The organism is Massilia sp. YIM B02763 (assembly GCF_030412015.1).
GTDB lineage: Bacteria > Pseudomonadota > Gammaproteobacteria > Burkholderiales > Burkholderiaceae_D > Telluria.
This window is the reverse complement of record NZ_JASNRD010000008.1, coordinates 107438-123323: the sequence shown is the minus strand read 5'-3', so window position 1 is coordinate 123323 and position 15886 is coordinate 107438. Positions and strand designations below refer to the sequence as shown.

Below are 15886 nucleotides of genomic sequence, written 5' to 3'. Positions count from 1 at the left end.
TCTCTTCTTGTTGGATGCAAGGCGCCGGCTCCATGGCCGGCGAGGGGGCGAAGCTTAGCAGTCGGGCAATGTCCTCGCCAATACTCTTTGGGCTTATGCTTATATCCACATTGGATATCGGGAGGCAGTGTCCCCGATTCACGATTTCCCGTGCGCGCGCCTGGCGGCGTCGGCCAAAGTCCGTGTCAACGGTGCGACAGGCGGGCTGGCGCCGCCGTTAGAATGGATGAGCTCGCTTGACGACGAGGGTGCTCGATGAGGGTGCTTGATGAGGATGCTCGATGAGGCGCGCCCGACCCGTGCTCGGCGCGCCTGCGTGGTTGCGGCGAATGCCGGCGATCAAGCCCCTATCGGGGCCGACATTGACGCCCTTGGCGCCTTATCCCGTCATCTCCACGGATCCATCCGGGATCCGTCGATATCTTTATGGATTGCTACAAATGTGGTTGCCAGCGATACATGTTATGTGCAACAATGTATGCGTGAGCGGGGCGGCCGGACGCCGCCTTCGCGATCAGCGATGAGGATACCCTGGTATCTATTTGGCTCCCGGCGGGCGACCCCGGGAGCCGTTTTTTCCTGGTTGCCGCTCGATTACGTCAAAGGACGTGCATGACCGACCTGATTTCCTATGTCGGCCAGCTTGCCTGGCCACTGGCGCTCGTACTCTCCTGGATGGCCGGCGAACTGCTGTTCCGCTGGACCGGCCTCCCTCGCATCAGCATCTACGGCCTGGCCGGCTTCCTGTTCGGTAACCTGGCCAATAATTTCCTCGCTCCCACGGACAGCAATGCCTTCCTGCTGCTGGCGAACCTCGGCTTCGGCCTGATCCTGTTCGAGCTGGGCTACCGCATCAACCTGAACTGGCTGCGCGCCAATCCCTGGATCCTCGTGACCGCGCTGGCCGAGAGCATCCTGACCTTTGCCGCCGTGTATGCCGTGGGGCGCCAGTTCGATATGCCCGTGCTCGCCGCCAGCCTGCTGGCGTCGCTGGCGATGGCGAGCTCGCCGGCCGGGGTGCTGCGCGTGTTCAATGAACAGCATGCGGGCGGCCAGGTGACGGAGCGGGCGCTGCACCTGACGGCGCTGAACTGCGTGCTGGCCGTGTTCGTGTACAACGTCGTCGTCGGCATCGGCCTGTTCCAGACTTCCGGCAACCTGGGCCATGCGGCCGGCGCCAGCCTGCTGGTACTGGTCGCGTCGGCGCTGCTGGGCGTGGCGTTCGGCGTGCTGGTGCCGCGCTGGCTGCGCAGCCGCGCCGGCGCCGGCAGCGACGCCACGATGGCGTTCGCGCTGGCGGTACTATTGCTCGTGGCCGTGACCCACGTGCTGACGCTGTCGCCCGTGCTCGCCGCGTTGTCCTTCGGCCTGGTGGCGCGCCATCGGCGCAGCGCCCTCGGCATCGCCCAGCGCAATTTCGGGCCCCTCGGCGACCTCCTGACCGTGCTGCTGTTCGTGTTCGCGGCGTCGACGCTGAACTGGACCAGCGCCTGGAACGGCCTGGGCCTGGGCCTGCTGCTCGTCATCGTGCGCCTGGCTGTCAAGATCGGCGTGTGCGCGGCGTTCGCCCGCGTTTCCGGCATCTCGGTGCGCAAGGGCGCGCTGGCTGGCGTGGCGCTGGCGCCGATGACCGTGTTCGCGATCATGCTGATCGAGCAGACGCGGCGCCTGGGCGTCGACCTGTTCGACAGCCTGGCGCCGCTGGCGGCGATCGCGCTGCTGCTGCAGCTGTTCGGTCCCTTGCTGACGCAGCGCGCCGTGCGTGCTGCTGCGGAATATTCACCAGGAAAGGAGAGCTGAATGACGCAAGCCGACATGGCGCTCGAACCGTTCAATACGTCCGAATCGCTGACCTTCGGCGTCGAGCTGGAACTGCAGCTCGTCAGCCTGTCCGACTTCGACCTCGTGCCGGCCTCGCCGGACATGCTGGAATTGCTGGGCCGCGCGCCGTTCCCGGGCAACGTCACGCCCGAGATCACGGAAAGCATGATCGAGATTAACAGCAGCGTGCACACCAACTACACGGAGCTGCTGGCCCAGCTGCGCCAGATCCGCGACACGCTGCTCGCGGCCGGCGACCGCCTGAACGTGGGCGTGTGCGGCGGCGGCACGCATCCGTTCCAGCTGTGGTCGCAGCGCAGGATTTATGCGAAGCCGCGCTTCAAGGAAGTCTCGCAGCTGTACGGCTACCTGGCCAAGCAGTTCACCGTGTTCGGCCAGCACGTGCACATCGGCTGCCGCAGCGGCGACGAAGCCCTGTACCTGCTGCACGCGCTGAACCGCTACGTGCCGCACTTCATCGCCTTGTCGGCTTCGTCCCCGTTCTCGCAGGGCTTCGATACCAGCTTCCAGTCCGCGCGCCTGAATTCCGTGTTCGCCTTTCCGCTGTCGGGCCGCGCGCCGTTCCTGCTGAACTGGGAGGCGTTCGCCGAGGACTACTTCAACCGCATGGCCGGCACCGGCATCGTGCGCAGCATGAAGGACTTCTACTGGGACCTGCGCCCGAAGCCGGAATACGGCACGATCGAGCTGCGCGTGTGCGACACGCCGCTGTCGGTGGAGCGCGCCGCCGCGCTGGCCTGCTACCTGCAGGCGCTGTGCCGCTACCTGCTGGAAGGGAACGAGCCGCCACCGCTGGAAGACGACTACCTGGTCTACAACTACAACCGCTTCCAGGCCTGCCGCTTCGGGCTGGACGGCACGCTCGTGCATCCGCAGACGCACGAGCAGCTCTCGCTGCGCGAGGACATCATGACGACGCTGCGCCGCCTGGAGCCGCATGCCCAGGCACTGGGCAGCACGGCGGCGCTCGATGCGCTGTACCGCGAATCGCACGTGGGCAGCGACGCGACCTTCCTGCGCCAGGCCTTCGAGGCGGAGGGCAGCCGCGAAGCCATCGTCGACGCGGCGCTGCGGCGCTTCCGCGCCGGCGAACCGGCTTGATGCGCGTTACAATTGGGCCAGCGGCACCTTGGCGCTCGTTTCGTCGGCCTCGAGCAGCGTGATGAGCTTGCTGAGATCCTCCTCCAGCCGCGCCAGCGTGGACGCGTCCAGGCTGGAGAGCGCGTCCGGCAGCACGCCGGCGAACGGCATCGGCGCGCTGCTCAGGACTTCGGACCCGGCCGGGGTCAGGCGCAGCGCGACGCTGCGCCGGTCCATGCCTTCGCGCCCCGCCGCGACGAGCCCGCGTTCGACGAGGGCCTTGAGCAGGTTGCTGGCCGTGGATTGGTGGATGTCGAGTTCGCGCGCCAGGCCCGTGACGCCGATGCCGGGCTGGCTCTGGATGACGGACAGCGCCCATAGCTGGGCGCCGCCCACCCCCGCTTCGCGCTCGACCTGGCGGAAGTGGGTCTTGACGGAATTGAAGACGATGCGGAACTGCCGCAGGACACGGGTCTCAGGCGGGGTGGCCGGCTGGGTGGCCGGTGGCGGTTCGCTCGCGTTGACGGAAGAAGATGAGGACATAGGCGGATGATAGCGGAAAACATGCTGGCTGGGCCAGCGATGGGAACGGCGGTGGCCCTCCCATGAGTGCAGTGGAAGAGATCGACGACGACTGGCGCACCGCGTTGCGCCGCGAATTGGCCGACTGGCGGCTGTGGGCGATGCGGGCCATCGTGGTCGCGCTGGCCATCCTGTCCGGCCTCACCATCGTGATGTTTACCTGGCTGGCCGAGCAGGCCGCCGCCTGTTTCGACCTGCTGCGCGATGCGGCCTGGTGGAGCCCGCTGCTGGCGGCGCCGGCCGTGGCCGCCGCCGTGGTGTGGCTGACGCGCCGCTATGCACCGGGCGCGGCGGGCTCCGGTATCCCGCAAGTGATCGCCGCGCTCGACCGCCAGGCCGACGGCGAACAGCGCAGCCTGTTCGTCTCGCTGCGCCTGTCGGTCGCCAAGATCCTCCTCACCTCGGCCGGCCTGCTGGGCGGCCTGTCGCTGGGCCGCGAAGGGCCGTCCGTACAGATCGCGGCCGGCATCATGCTGCAGGCGAGGCGCGTGCTGCCCTGGGGCCTGGGCGTGCGCCTCGACGGCCGGCCCGCGGTCGGCATCCGCGGCCTGCTGGTGGCGGGCGGCGCGGCCGGCATCGCGGCGGCGTTCAACACCCCGCTGGGCGGCGTCATGTTCGCGATCGAGGAACTGGCCCGATCGCCCGAACACCGCAGCAGCGGCCTGATCATCGCCTCGATCGTGCTGGCCGGCCTCGTCGCCGTGTCCGCGCACGGCAACGGCGTCTACTTCGGCGTCATCCACGCCCAGCACATCGGCATGGAACTGTTGTGGCCCGGCCTGCTGGTGGCGGTCGTGACTGGCCTGGCCGGCGGGCTGTTCTCGCGGCTGCTGCTGGCCTCGCTGTCGGGGACCGGCGGCGACTGGTTCTCGCGCCAGCGGGCGCGCCGCCCCGTCGTGTTCGCGGCGGGCTGCGGCCTGGCCGTCGCCGTCATCGGCCTCGTCTCGGCGGGCGCCACCTTCGGCTCGGGCTACGAATCGACACGCATGATGGTCGAGGGCTGGTCCGCGATGCCGGCCGCCTACGCGCTGTTCAAGTTCCTGGCCACCTGGATCACGACCTGGTCGGGGGTGCCGGCCGGCATCTTCGCACCGTCGCTGGCCATCGGCGCGGGCATCGGCAACGACGTCGCGCTGCTGCTGTACGGCAGCCAGGCGCCGGCGCTGATCGCGCTGGGCATGGTCGGTTTCCTGGCCGCCGCCACCCAGGCGCCGCTGACGTCCTTCATCATCGTGATGGAAATGGTCGACGGCCACGCCATGGTGCTGAGCCTGATGGCCTGCGCGCTGGTCGCGTTCGCCGTGGCGCGCATCATCAGTCCGCCGCTGTACCCGATGCTGGCACGGCTCCAGCTCAAGCGCCTGCCGCCCCCGGAGGCGCCGCCGGGTTCCTGACGGCGCGGCAATGCGGCGTGCCCCATCGGGCTTCTGCGCTACGATGGGCCATGTTGACACGGATCGCGCCCAACGCCCGCGCACGCATGCGGCTTCCGGCCACCGCCACGCTGCTCACGCTGCTGGCGGGGCTGGTCGTCACGGGCCTGCTGTTCGCCGGCGTGCGCGACGCCGAGATCGAACGGGCGCGGGCGGAATTCCTGCAGCGCGCCGAGGTGCGCAAGGCGGCCGTCACCCGCAGCCTGGGCGATTCCTTCGACGTGTTGCGAGCGGCAAACGCGCTGTTCGCCTCGGTGGGTCCCGTGGGCCGCGACGAGTTCGGGGCCTTCGTCCGTCCGCTGCTCGACAACCATGCCTACCTGCGCGCCGTCGTGTTCCACCGCCTCGTCGCGGGCGCTGCGCGTCCCGCGTACGAGGCCGAACACCGCGCCGCCGTGCCCGGCTTCGCCGTTCGCGAGCGCCAGGGCACCCGCCTGGTGCCGGCGGGCGTCCGCGCGCGCTACCTGGTCGTCGAGTACGTCGAGCCGCTCCCCGGCAACGAATTCACGCTGGGCTACGACGTGCTCGCGCACACGGAGCAGGGGACGGCCTTCGCGCGCGCGGTCGGCACGGGGCAGGTGGCGTCGACCGGGCTCGTTCCGCTGCTGCAGCAGCCCGACCACCTCGGCCTGATCCTGATGCTGCCCGTGTACGCTCGGAACGCGCCGCGTTCCGCCGCCTCCGTGATCGGCGACACGGCCGTCGTCATCGACATCGCCGCGCTGCTCGGCAGCAGCTTGAGCGGCTCGCGCCTGCTGCAACGGGGCGACATGACCATCGAACTGTATGGCCCTTCGCATACGGGGCGCCGCCTGGCGTTCCGGCAGGAGGCCGGTCTGGAGGACAGGGAGCCGTGGTGGCTCGCTGGATCGGGCGACGCCGTCTTCCGCACCCGGCACGTTTTCGAGTTTGCCGGCCAGCGCTGGGAACTCGGCATGGCGGGCTATTCCGGGCGCATGATGAACGGTGCCGCGCCCATGCTGACGCTCATCCTCGGCAGCCTGGCCAGCGCGGCGACGGCCGCCTGGGTCCAGGGGCGCGTGCGGCGCACGCGCCGGATCGAGCGGCTGGTCGAGCGCCGCACCGCCGACCTGCACGGCGCGCTGGACGCCTTGCGGCTGTACCGGCGCGCGATCGACGCCAGCGCGAACGCCGTGATCCTGATCAGCGCGACGCGGCCCGGCTATCCCATCGAATACGTGAACCCCGCCTTCGTGCGCATGCGCAAGCTGGCGCCCGCGGAAGTCGTCGGACGCCAGCTGCAGGAGCTGGGAATACAGGAGCCGGACCAGTCCGCGGTGGCCGAGCTGCGCGCGGCCATTCGTACCAACCGCGAGGGCCACGTGGCGATGCGCCTGCGCTGCGGCGACGGTCGCGAGATCGATGCCGAGGTCTACATCGCCCCGGTTTTCGGCGACGACGGGTCGACCGAACATTTCGTGATGACGCAGTACGACGTCAGCACGGCCCGGCGCTACGAGGCCGAGCTGGAGACCCGCGCCCGCTTCGACACGCTGACGGGACTGCCCAACCGCTCGCTGCTGCACGACCGCATCGACGGCGCCATCAATGCCGCGGCCGGAAGGGCCGACGTCTGGGTAGCGGCGCTCGACCTCGACCACTTCAAGTTCGTCAACGACACGCTGGGCCACCAGGCCGGCGACGAGCTGCTCAAGGCGGCGGCCGCGCGCATCGCCGGCGCCATCGACCGGGGCGACACGGCGGCGCGCACGGGCGGCGACGAGTTCGTGCTCGTGCTGCCCGGTCGCCAGACGGAGGCCGAGGTCTCGGCCACCGTGCGCGCCGTGCTGGAAGCGCTGGCGCACCCGCTCGCGCTGCGCGGCCAGGAGCTGGTTATGACGGGCAGCGCGGGCGTCGCCGGCTTCCCCGCCGACGGCAGCGATGCCGCCACGCTGGTCCAGCACGCCGAGGTGGCGATGTACCGGGCCAAGGAAGTGGGCCGCAACACCGTCCAGTTCTTCACCCCGGCGATGAATGCGCGGGCGCGCGACCGCCTGGCGCTGGAAGGGGCGCTGCGCAGCGCGCTGCTGCAGGACGAATTCGAGCTGTTCTACCAGCCCCAGGTCGACCTTGGGACGGGTTCCGTGGTGGGGCTGGAGGCCTTGATCCGCTGGCGCCACCCGAGCATGGGCATGGTGCGCCCGGACCGCTTCATCAACCTGGCCGAGGAGACGGGCCTGATCGTGCCGATCGGCTCGTGGGTGCTGCGCACGGCGTGCCGCCAGAACCGCGACTGGCAGCACGCCGGCTACGGGCCGCTGCGCATCGCCGTGAACCTGTCGGCGCGCCAGTTCGCCGAGCCCGGCCTGGTACGCGAGATCGCCCGCGTCCTCGACGAGACGGGCATGCCCGCGGCCTCGCTCGAGGTCGAGATCACGGAAAGCCTCGTGATGGCCGACGTCGAGGGCGCGATCCGTACCATGCGCGAGCTCAAGACGATGGGCGTGAAACTGTCGATCGACGATTTCGGCACAGGCTACTCGAGCCTGTCCTACCTGCGGCGCTTCCCCGTGGACGTGCTGAAGATCGACCGCAGCTTCGTGCGCGACATCGCTTCCAGCGCCGACGACGCCGCGCTGGTCTCCGCCATCATCGAGCTGGCGCGCGGCCTGCACATGCGCGTGATCGCCGAGGGCGTCGAGACCGAGGCCCAGCTGGACTACCTGCGCCGGCGCGGCTGCGACGAGGTGCAGGGCCACGTGTTCGCCCGCGCCGCGTCCGGCGCGGACGTCGAGGCGCTGCTGCGCAACGGCCGCAATGTGCGTCCGAACGGGGTGCCGGCCTGACCGTATTCGCCTGCGGCGGCCAACCGTGCGCGGCGGGGAGCTCAGCTATACTTATGCCTCTGACAAGGTGGAGCAGGCAGGAATAACGTGGATGACCATAACGACGGCAAGTGGGACGGGCGCGAGCGCCGGCTGATCGACCGCGCCAGCGCGCGGGCGCAGGAGGGCTATGAACGCACCCGGGCGCACCTGATGAAGAAGCCGCCGCTGCAGCGCTGGTTGTGGATCGCCTGCGGCAGCCTCGTCCTGCTGCTGGTCCTGTTCGCGGGCTACGTCGCGCTGCTGTTCCCGCTCACGCCGGCCATCAAGGACGTCCGGCAGGCGCGCATGGCGAGCCCGACCGTCGTGCTGTCGGCCGACGGCCGCGAGCTGGCCAGCTTCGAGCGCGGCGTGCAGGAGCGCGTACGCCTGGCCCAGGTGTCGCCGCACGTGATCGCGGCGCTGATCGCCACCGAGGACCACCGCTTCTACGACCACCACGGCGTCGATTTCACGCGCATCGCCGGCGCGCTGGTTGCCAACCTGCGCGGCGACGCCCAGGGCGGCTCGACCATCACCCAGCAGCTGGCCCGCAATATGTTCCGCGAGGAGATCGGCCGCGCGCGCAACATCAACCGCAAGCTGAAGGAACTCATCACCGCCTTCAAGATCGAGAACACCTACAGCAAGACGGAGATCCTGGAAGCCTACCTGAACACGGTGCCCTTCCTGTACAACACCTATGGCATCGAGGCCGCGGCGCGCACGTATTTCGGCAAGCCGGCCGCGCAGCTGAACGAGACGGAAGCGGCGACGCTGGTCGGCATGCTCAAGGGCACGGCCTACTACAACCCGGTGACGAATCCCGAACGCTCGCTGGCGCGCCGCAACGTCGTGCTGGGCCAGATGCTCAAGGCCGGCGCCATCGACGAGAAGCGCTACGCCCAGCTGGTCAAGCGTCCGCTGCGCCTGCGCTTCTCGCGCCAGCAGGAACGCACCGCCAAGGACGACCATTTCACCACCTACGTCCGCAAGTGGCTGGTCGACTGGGCCGAGAAGAACGACGCCGACCTGCAGCAGGACGGCCTGGTGGTGCAGACCACGCTCGACTACGACCTGCAGCAGGCCGCGCTGCGCTCGGTCGAACGCCAGGCCGACGCGCTGCAGGCCGTGGCCGACGTCGACTGGGCCCATTCCTGGCAGGTCAATTCGACCTCGACCAATACCTACACCAGCATGCGCGAGGGCGTGACGCCGTTCGCCTACTACTGGCAGACGCACGGCGCGCTGCTCGACACCTTCGTGCGCGAGTCGGCCGAGTACCGCAAGGCCGTGGACGGCGGCGAAAGCCCGGCCGCCGCCTTGAAGCGGCTGGAAGGCGACCGCGAATTCATGCGCGCGCTGAAGACGACCAAGGCGCGCCTGGAAGCGGGATTCGTGGCGATGGATCCGGACACGGGCGAGGTGAAGGCCTGGGTCGGCAGCCGCGACTTCCAGCGCGAACAGTACGACCACGTGGCCCAGGCCGCACGCCAGCCCGGCTCCACGTTCAAGCCCATCGTCTACGCCGCCGCGCTGGAGCAGGGCATCGCGCCGGAGCACCCCTACCTGGACGCCGTCACGGAAATCCGCTTCGCCGACGGCACCCGCTGGAAGCCGACCGACATGAGCGGCACCACGGGCCGCCGGCTGACGATGCGCGACGGCCTCGTGCAGTCGAAGAACACGATCACGGCGCAGGTCGCGCGCGACGTCGGCGTGGCGCCCATCGTCAAGCTCGCGCAAAACCTGGGCATCCGCCAGAGCAGGTTGCAGCAGGTGCCGTCGATCGCGCTGGGCACGAGCCCCGTGACGCTGCTGGAAATGGTCAGCGCCTATTCGACCATCGCGGCCCAGGGCGAGTACCGCCGCCCCGTGTTCGTGCGCCGCATCACGGACCGCGACGGCAAGGTGGTCGCCGATTTCGGCTCGCAGGCGCCGCAGCGCGTGCTGTCGCAGGAAAATGCCGTGACGCTGATCGACATGATGCGCGGCGTGATCAACCGCGGCACCGGCACGGCGATCCGCTACCGCTTCGGCATCTACGCCGACGTCGCCGGCAAGACCGGCACCACGCAGAACAATGCGGACGGCTGGTTCATCATGATGCACCCGAACCTCGTGGCCGGCGCCTGGGTCGGCTTCAACGACAACCGCGTGACGATGCGCTCGAATTACTGGGGCCAGGGCGGCCACAGCGCGATCCTGCTGGTGGGCGACTTCTTCAAGGGCATGCTCGACAGCGGCAAGATCAGCGCCGACCAGTTGTTCCCCGGCGGGCGCAAGCCGCAGCCGCCGGCGCCGCGCGAGGAGCCGGAAGAGGAGCCGGTGGAAGAGGGCGGCGAGTTCGAGCAGGATGGCGGCCCGCCGGCCGACCTGCCGCAGCCGCCGCCGGACGAAGCGCCGGCGCCGCCGGCCGACCAGCCGGCGGACGTCAACCGCTTCCCGAACGACGCGTGACGCGGTCGCCCGCCCCGGTGGTAGGATCACGCTTTTCAAGCAAACAGCAGAGGAAACCATGACCGTATTCGCCATGCCCGTGTTCGACGCCACCGTCGTCTACGAAGGCAATGAACTGTTCAAGGGCAGGGGAGCGGCCGGGATCTGGGCCGAGAAGCTGGCCAGGGAAATCGAGACGGGCGTGACGGTCGAGAAGATCGGCACCGGCTGGGCGCTGTGCGCCCGGCTCGACGGCGTCGATTGCCGCTGGGGCATCCTGGGCCAGCGGCTGAAGCGACTCGAAGCTTGATGACGCGAGGCTTAATTCATAGCACCGGCGTACCGCCCGTGACGGCGATGCGCGCGCCCGTGATGTAGGAGCTGGCCGCGTTCGACGCCAGGAACACATAGGTGCCCGCCAGTTCGGCCGGCTGGCCGGGGCGCTTCATGGGCGTCTGCGAACCGAAGCTCTCTACCTCGTCCGGCGGCATCGTCGACGGGATCAAGGGTGTCCAGATCGGGCCCGGCGCCACGCAGTTCACGCGGATGCCCTTGTCGGCCAGCAGCTGGCCCAGGCCCGCCGTGAAGTTGGCGATGGCGCCCTTGGTGGTGGCATAGGCGAGCAGCGTCGGCGTGGGCTTGTCCGAGTTGACCGAGCTCGTATTGATGATCGCGGAGCCCTGCGGCATGTGCTTCACGGCGGCCTTGCAGATGTAGAACATCGCCGAGATATTCACGGCGAACGTGCGTTCCCATTCCTCGTCCGGGATCTCGTCGATCGATTCGTGGGTCATCTGGAAGGCGGCATTGTTGACCAGGATGTCGATGCGGCCGAACTCCTGCACGGCGCGGTCGACGAGGGCGCGGCACTGGGCCGGGTCGGCCAGGTCGCCGGCCAGCAGCACGGCCTTGCGGCCCGCTTCCTCGACCAGGCGCGCCGTTTCCTGCGCGTCCTCGTGTTCGTTCAGGTAGGAGATCAGCACGTCCGCGCCTTCGCGCGCATAGGCGATGGCGACGGCGCGGCCGATGCCGCTGTCGGCGCCGGTGATGACGGCGGCCTTGCCTTGCAGGAGGCCGTGGCCGACGTAGCTGGTTTCGCCGTGGTCGGCCTTCGGCTGGAGCAGGGTCTCGGTGCCCGGCGGGGTCTGTTGCTGCGCGGGCTGTTGCTGGTTCTGTTCGGGCATTCTCAACCTCCGATGCATTCGTGGAGGTTCGAATTCTATGCGCTGCGGCTGCGGCGCGGCGTTCGTATTCCGCGCCGCAACAAGCGCCCCTCAATGCGTCGGGCGCGACTGCAGCTTGCCGCGGCCGTCCGGCAGTTCGATGGCGCCGCCCTCGTGCGTATCCGTGCCGCGCGCATCGTTGGCGGCCCGCGCGGCCGCGGCCGAGTCGACGGCCGGATCCTGCACCAGCAGCTGCCGGGCGCGCGGCGCCGTCGAGATGCCCAGTTCGCGCAGCATCGTCATCGTCTGCAGCAGCACCGCCTGCTGGGTGCGCAGGAACAGGCCGTAGTCCGCTTCCTGCATGTTGTAGACGATGTCGTACTCCAGGTAGTCCTGGTTCATCGCGGTCAGGTTCACGTGGTCGAACTTGACCTTGTCCTGGGCCTTGATGATGTCGCCCAGGGCTTCCGGCACGCGGCTCACCAGCTCCGGTGGCGTGGACGGGTTGATGCGCAGCGCGTACTGCACGCGGCGCGTGCTCTGGCGCTTGAAGTTGTGCACGACCTTGCGCAGCAGCTCGGCGTTGGCGATGACGATCTGCTCGCCGGACAGGGCGCGGATCCGCGTCGTCTTGAGGCCCACGTGCTCGATGGTGCCGGAGAATTCCGGCACCGAGACCGCGTCGCCCACCTCGAAGGGCTTGTCGACGGCGATCGACAGCGACGCGAACAGGTCGCCCAGGATGTTCTGCACGGCCAGCGCGACGGCCACGCCGCCGATGCCCAGGCTGGCAACGAAGGTGGTGACGTTGATGCCCAGGTTGGACAGCATCGCCAGGGCGAAGATGGTCCAGACGCTCCATTGCAGCGCCCAGATCATGAGGGTGTGGGCGACGGTGACCTGGTCGTCCTCCAGGCCCTTGCCGTGCACGCGGAAATAGCGCCGCGCGGTGACTTCGATGGCGCGGTGCAGCCACAGCGCGATCTGGGCGCCCAGCGTGATGAACCACAGGTGGTCGACGCGGGCGTTCCAGGGCGCCGGCAGGTCCAGCACTTCCAGGCCGACCAGCACGGCGGTGGCGAAGATGGCGAACCTGCTGGTGCGCGCCAGCGTGTGGCGCAGGACTTCTACGATGGGCTTGTGGGCGCGTTCGCCCGACAGGGCGGCCAGGCGCTTGCGGAACAGCGCGACGGCGCCGTGGATGAGGGCGAAGGTCAGCACCGCCGCGGCCAGCGCGAAGGCGGCATTGGTCCATGCGATGTCGAGGCTCGGGAAATAGCCGTGGATGTCCATTGGGCTCCTTTCGTTGGGATGGCAAGGGCGCCGGGGATGGCACTGGAGAGGACGTCGAAGCGCGCCGGACGCGCCGGCGGCGGCCCGGCGGAAGCGGGCAGGTCGCCGCCCCGGAGGGGGCGGCGTGGCGGCGGCGCCGAGGCGGGCCGGGGCCGCCGCCGTTCAGCAGCGGCCTGTCAGTGCAGCTTGGCCAGGTGGTGGCGCACGGCGTTGACGCTGTTGCCGGCCTGCTTGACGGCCTGCTGCAGCTGTTCCTCGGTGACGTTCAGTTCCTTCGTCCAGTACTGGACTTCCCACTTCTCGCTCAGGCTGATGCGGCTGCGGTCCTGCGGGCCGCGGTTGTTCAGGTTGTCGGACATGATGGCCTCCTTCGAAACGGTATGCGCCCAGCATGCCAGCGCCCCGGGCCGTATTCCGTTCGGTGTTTCACCTAACGGAGGCATCCGGATTGCCCGTTCTTGCCGTTTTGCCGTTCTTCCCGCTTTGCCGTTCTTCCCGACCAACCGCGTTTGAGGTAGGCTAGTCGCAAGGACAACACGGAGATGCACCATGACCAAGCCCTATGAGACCGAGCAGCCCGAGCGGGCGGCCATCGACGCGAGGAGCGGCGTGACCGCCGTCGATTTCGGCACCAACTGGTGCGGCTACTGCAAGGCCGCCGAGCCGCATATCGAACGCGCGCTGGCGCAATATCCGGAAATCGCGCACATCAAGGTCGAGGACGGGCCGGGCCGCGCGCTGGGACGATCGTTCCGCGTCAAGCTGTGGCCGACCGTGATCGTCATGAAGAACGGCCAGGAGATCGCGCGCGTCGTGCGCCCGGAGGACGACCAGGAAGTCGTGAGCGCATTGAGCCTGGCGGACGGCGAATGACGACACCTGCACCGCGCAACAAACCGGCGACCGTGCTGTTCGCCAGCCTGATCGGCACCACCATCGAGTTCTTCGACTTCTATATCTACGCCACCGCGGCCGTCCTGGTCTTTCCCAAGCTGTTCTTCCCGGCCGGCGATGCCGCCGCGGCCACGCTGCAATCGCTGGCCACCTTCGCCATCGCCTTCTTCGCGCGGCCCGTCGGCTCGGCCCTGTTCGGGCACTTCGGCGACCGCATCGGCCGCAAGGCGACGCTCGTCGCCGCGCTGCTGACCATGGGCGTGTCCACGGTCGTGATCGGCCTGTTGCCGACCTATGCGACGATCGGCACGCTGGCGCCGCTGCTGCTCGCGCTGTGCCGCTTCGGCCAGGGCCTGGGCCTGGGCGGGGAGTGGGGCGGGGCCGTGCTGCTCGCCACCGAAAACGCGCCGCCCGGCAAGCGCGCCTGGTACGGCATGTTCCCGCAACTGGGCGCGCCGCTGGGATTCTTCCTGTCCGGCGGCATCTTCCTGCTGCTGTCCGAGACGATGAGCGACGCCGCCTTCTTCGCCTGGGGCTGGCGCGTGCCGTTCCTGGCCAGCGCGCTGCTCGTCATCGTCGGCCTGTACGTGCGCCTGAAGATCACCGAGACGCCCGACTTCCAGGCCGTGCTGGACCGCAACGAACGCGTGCGCCTGCCGGTCGTGGAAGTGTTCGCGAACCATGGGCGTCCGCTCGTGCTGGGCACGCTGGCGGCGCTGTCGACCTTCGTGATCTTCTACCTGATGACGGTGTTCGCGCTGTCCTGGGGCACCACGGCCCTCGGTTACTCGCGCCAGCAATTCCTCGTGCTCCAGCTGGTCGCCATCGTGTTCTTCGGCCTGACGATCCCCATCGCCGCCGTGCTGGCCGACCGCCACGGCCGGCGCGCCGCCATGATCGGCGTGTCGGCGGCGATCGCCGTGTTCGGCCTCGTGCTGGGCCCGATGTTCGGTTCCGGCAGCCTGGTCCTCGTGATCGCGTTCATGGTGATCGGCCAGTGCCTGATCGGCATGACCTATGGCCCGCTGGGCACGCTGCTGTCCGAGATGTTCCCGCCGGCCGTGCGCTACACGGGCGCCTCGCTCACGTTCAACCTGGCCGGCATCCTGGGCGCCTCGCTGGCGCCCTACATCGCCACCTGGCTGGCCACCCACCACGGCCTGGACTGGGTCGGCTGGTACCTGAGCGTGGCCGCCCTGGTCAGCCTGGCCGCGCTGCTGCTTGCGGGCGGTGCGCCGCGCGGGGCGCCTGCCGCGGTACGCTGAAGGCCTCGAACGCAAGCGGCGATGGGAGGAACGCATGGCCTGGCACGGAGGATGCGCCTGCGGCGCGGTACGCTATGAGGTGGACGGGCCGGCGTTCAACCGGACGCTGTGCCACTGTGTCGACTGCCGCCGCACCAGCGGCGCCCCGGCGTTTGCCTGGTTCAGCGTGAGGACGGATGCGCTGCGCTGGACGGCGGCGCCGCCGCTGGTCCGCGGCTCGAGTCCGGGCGTGGAACGGGGGCTGTGCGCCCAATGCGGCACGGCGCTGACGTGGCAGAGCGACGCGTCGCGCGGCGAGATCGACGTCGCGACGGGCAGCCTGGACGACCCGGAACTGGCGCCGCCGGACGACCATACCTATGCCAGCCAGCGCCTGTCGTGGTCGTCGATCGACGATGGATTGCCGCGTTACCCCCGCACCCGCGCGGAAGGGCCCGGCCCCGGAGGCTGAGCAAACTCATCCGTGCGCTCCTCGAAATGTGAAATAGTTAATATTGAACTCCAATTAACTTTCACACTGTTTCGGAGAGAAACCATGTCCAAACTCGCCCTGCGCGCCGTCGTCGGTTCCCTGCTGCTGAGCGCCGCCTTCGGCGCATCCGCCGCCAAGAGCGCCTACCAGGACCTCGAACTGTCCGGCGTGATGCAGGAAATCCCCGGCGTGTCGCTGCGCTGCGCCTCGAAATTCGGCGGCACCATCCTGGGCTACGGCTCGAGCGCGCTGCTGGGCCGCGTCACCTTCCTGTCGAGCGACTGCATCAACCAGAACGGCACCAGCTACACGTTCAGCGACGGCAAGTTCATGATCACCACGATGACCGGCGAGCTGCTGTTCGCCGACTACAACGGCCAGTTCGTGCCGACCGGGGAAGGCACCAAGTACGTGTTCACGAACGCGAGCTTCTCGATCACCGGCGGCACCGGCCGCTACTTCAAGGCGACCGGCAGCGGCGCCATCACGGGCGGCGAGGACATGGCGACGGGGCAGGGCACGATCCAGCTCAAGGGCCGCATCCTGCTGAAGAAATAAGACGACACCGTCCCCGGCCGTGCCGGGGACGGCGGTCAGG

At 69.0% G+C, this 15886-nt stretch carries 14 protein-coding genes; 10 read left to right on the top strand and 4 right to left on the bottom strand.

Annotation, left to right across the window (positions count from 1 at the left end):
• Positions 1-612 precede the first annotated feature (612 nt).
• Both QPK32_RS12800 and QPK32_RS12795 read left to right on the top strand, forming a co-directional pair.
• The gene (locus QPK32_RS12800) at positions 613-1800 is read left to right on the top strand and encodes a cation:proton antiporter (protein ID WP_290413199.1); all 1188 of its coding nucleotides are present in this window, start codon (positions 613-615) and stop codon (positions 1798-1800) included.
• 15 nt (positions 1801-1815) lie between these two features.
• The gene (locus tag QPK32_RS12795; RefSeq protein ID WP_290413270.1) at positions 1816-2943 is read left to right on the top strand and encodes a YbdK family carboxylate-amine ligase; all 1128 of its coding nucleotides are present in this window, start codon (positions 1816-1818) and stop codon (positions 2941-2943) included.
• 6 nt (positions 2944-2949) lie between these two features.
• On the opposite strand, the gene QPK32_RS12790 is transcribed toward QPK32_RS12795, so the two are convergent.
• Positions 2950-3465 (bottom strand): MarR family winged helix-turn-helix transcriptional regulator, encoded by a 516-nt coding sequence (locus QPK32_RS12790; protein WP_290413198.1) that lies wholly within the window; start codon positions 3463-3465, stop codon positions 2950-2952.
• A 62-nt stretch (positions 3466-3527) separates the two neighbouring features.
• On the opposite strand from QPK32_RS12790, the gene QPK32_RS12785 reads away from it, so the two are divergent.
• The 4 genes from QPK32_RS12785 to QPK32_RS12770 all read left to right on the top strand — a co-directional run bounded on the left by QPK32_RS12785 (position 3528) and on the right by QPK32_RS12770 (position 10511).
• A complete protein-coding gene (locus QPK32_RS12785; protein ID WP_290413197.1) occupies positions 3528-4898 on the top strand; it encodes a chloride channel protein in 1371 nt (456 codons plus the stop codon).
• A 50-nt stretch (positions 4899-4948) separates the two neighbouring features.
• Positions 4949-7744 (top strand): EAL domain-containing protein, encoded by a 2796-nt coding sequence (locus tag QPK32_RS12780; RefSeq protein WP_290413196.1) that lies wholly within the window; start codon positions 4949-4951, stop codon positions 7742-7744.
• Between the two features lie 87 nt (positions 7745-7831).
• Positions 7832-10222 (top strand): PBP1A family penicillin-binding protein, encoded by a 2391-nt coding sequence (locus tag QPK32_RS12775; RefSeq protein ID WP_290413195.1) that lies wholly within the window; start codon positions 7832-7834, stop codon positions 10220-10222.
• Positions 10223-10280: 58 nt separating this feature from the next.
• The gene (locus QPK32_RS12770) at positions 10281-10511 is read left to right on the top strand and encodes a hypothetical protein (protein WP_290413194.1); all 231 of its coding nucleotides are present in this window, start codon (positions 10281-10283) and stop codon (positions 10509-10511) included.
• Positions 10512-10527: 16 nt separating this feature from the next.
• Here QPK32_RS12770 and QPK32_RS12765 read toward each other — a convergent pair whose 3' ends face one another.
• The 3 genes from QPK32_RS12765 to QPK32_RS12755 form a co-directional block, all read right to left on the bottom strand.
• Positions 10528-11385: a glucose 1-dehydrogenase gene (locus tag QPK32_RS12765; protein WP_290413193.1), complete on the bottom strand. Its 858-nt coding sequence runs from the start codon at positions 11383-11385 to the stop codon at positions 10528-10530.
• A gap of 90 nt (positions 11386-11475) precedes the next feature.
• The gene (locus QPK32_RS12760) at positions 11476-12657 is read right to left on the bottom strand and encodes a mechanosensitive ion channel family protein (protein WP_290413192.1); all 1182 of its coding nucleotides are present in this window, start codon (positions 12655-12657) and stop codon (positions 11476-11478) included.
• Between the two features lie 176 nt (positions 12658-12833).
• On the bottom strand, positions 12834-13016 hold the full coding sequence (locus tag QPK32_RS12755; RefSeq protein ID WP_290413191.1) for a DUF3606 domain-containing protein: 183 nt from the start codon (positions 13014-13016) through the stop codon (positions 12834-12836).
• A gap of 190 nt (positions 13017-13206) precedes the next feature.
• Here QPK32_RS12755 and QPK32_RS12750 point away from each other — a divergent pair, with 190 nt between their 5' ends.
• The 4 genes from QPK32_RS12750 (at position 13207) to QPK32_RS12735 (ending at position 15846) form a co-directional block, all read left to right on the top strand.
• Positions 13207-13530, top strand: a complete 324-nt coding sequence (locus QPK32_RS12750) for a thioredoxin family protein (RefSeq protein WP_290413190.1) — start codon at positions 13207-13209, stop codon at positions 13528-13530.
• Positions 13527-14816 (top strand): MFS transporter, encoded by a 1290-nt coding sequence (locus tag QPK32_RS12745; protein WP_290413189.1) that lies wholly within the window; start codon positions 13527-13529, stop codon positions 14814-14816. Before QPK32_RS12750 ends, QPK32_RS12745 begins: the two co-directional genes overlap by 4 nt.
• Positions 14817-14850: 34 nt before the next feature.
• Positions 14851-15267: a GFA family protein gene (locus QPK32_RS12740; protein ID WP_290413188.1), complete on the top strand. Its 417-nt coding sequence runs from the start codon at positions 14851-14853 to the stop codon at positions 15265-15267.
• 84 nt (positions 15268-15351) lie between these two features.
• On the top strand, positions 15352-15846 hold the full coding sequence (locus QPK32_RS12735) for a hypothetical protein (RefSeq protein WP_290413187.1): 495 nt from the start codon (positions 15352-15354) through the stop codon (positions 15844-15846).
• Positions 15847-15886 lie beyond the last annotated feature (40 nt).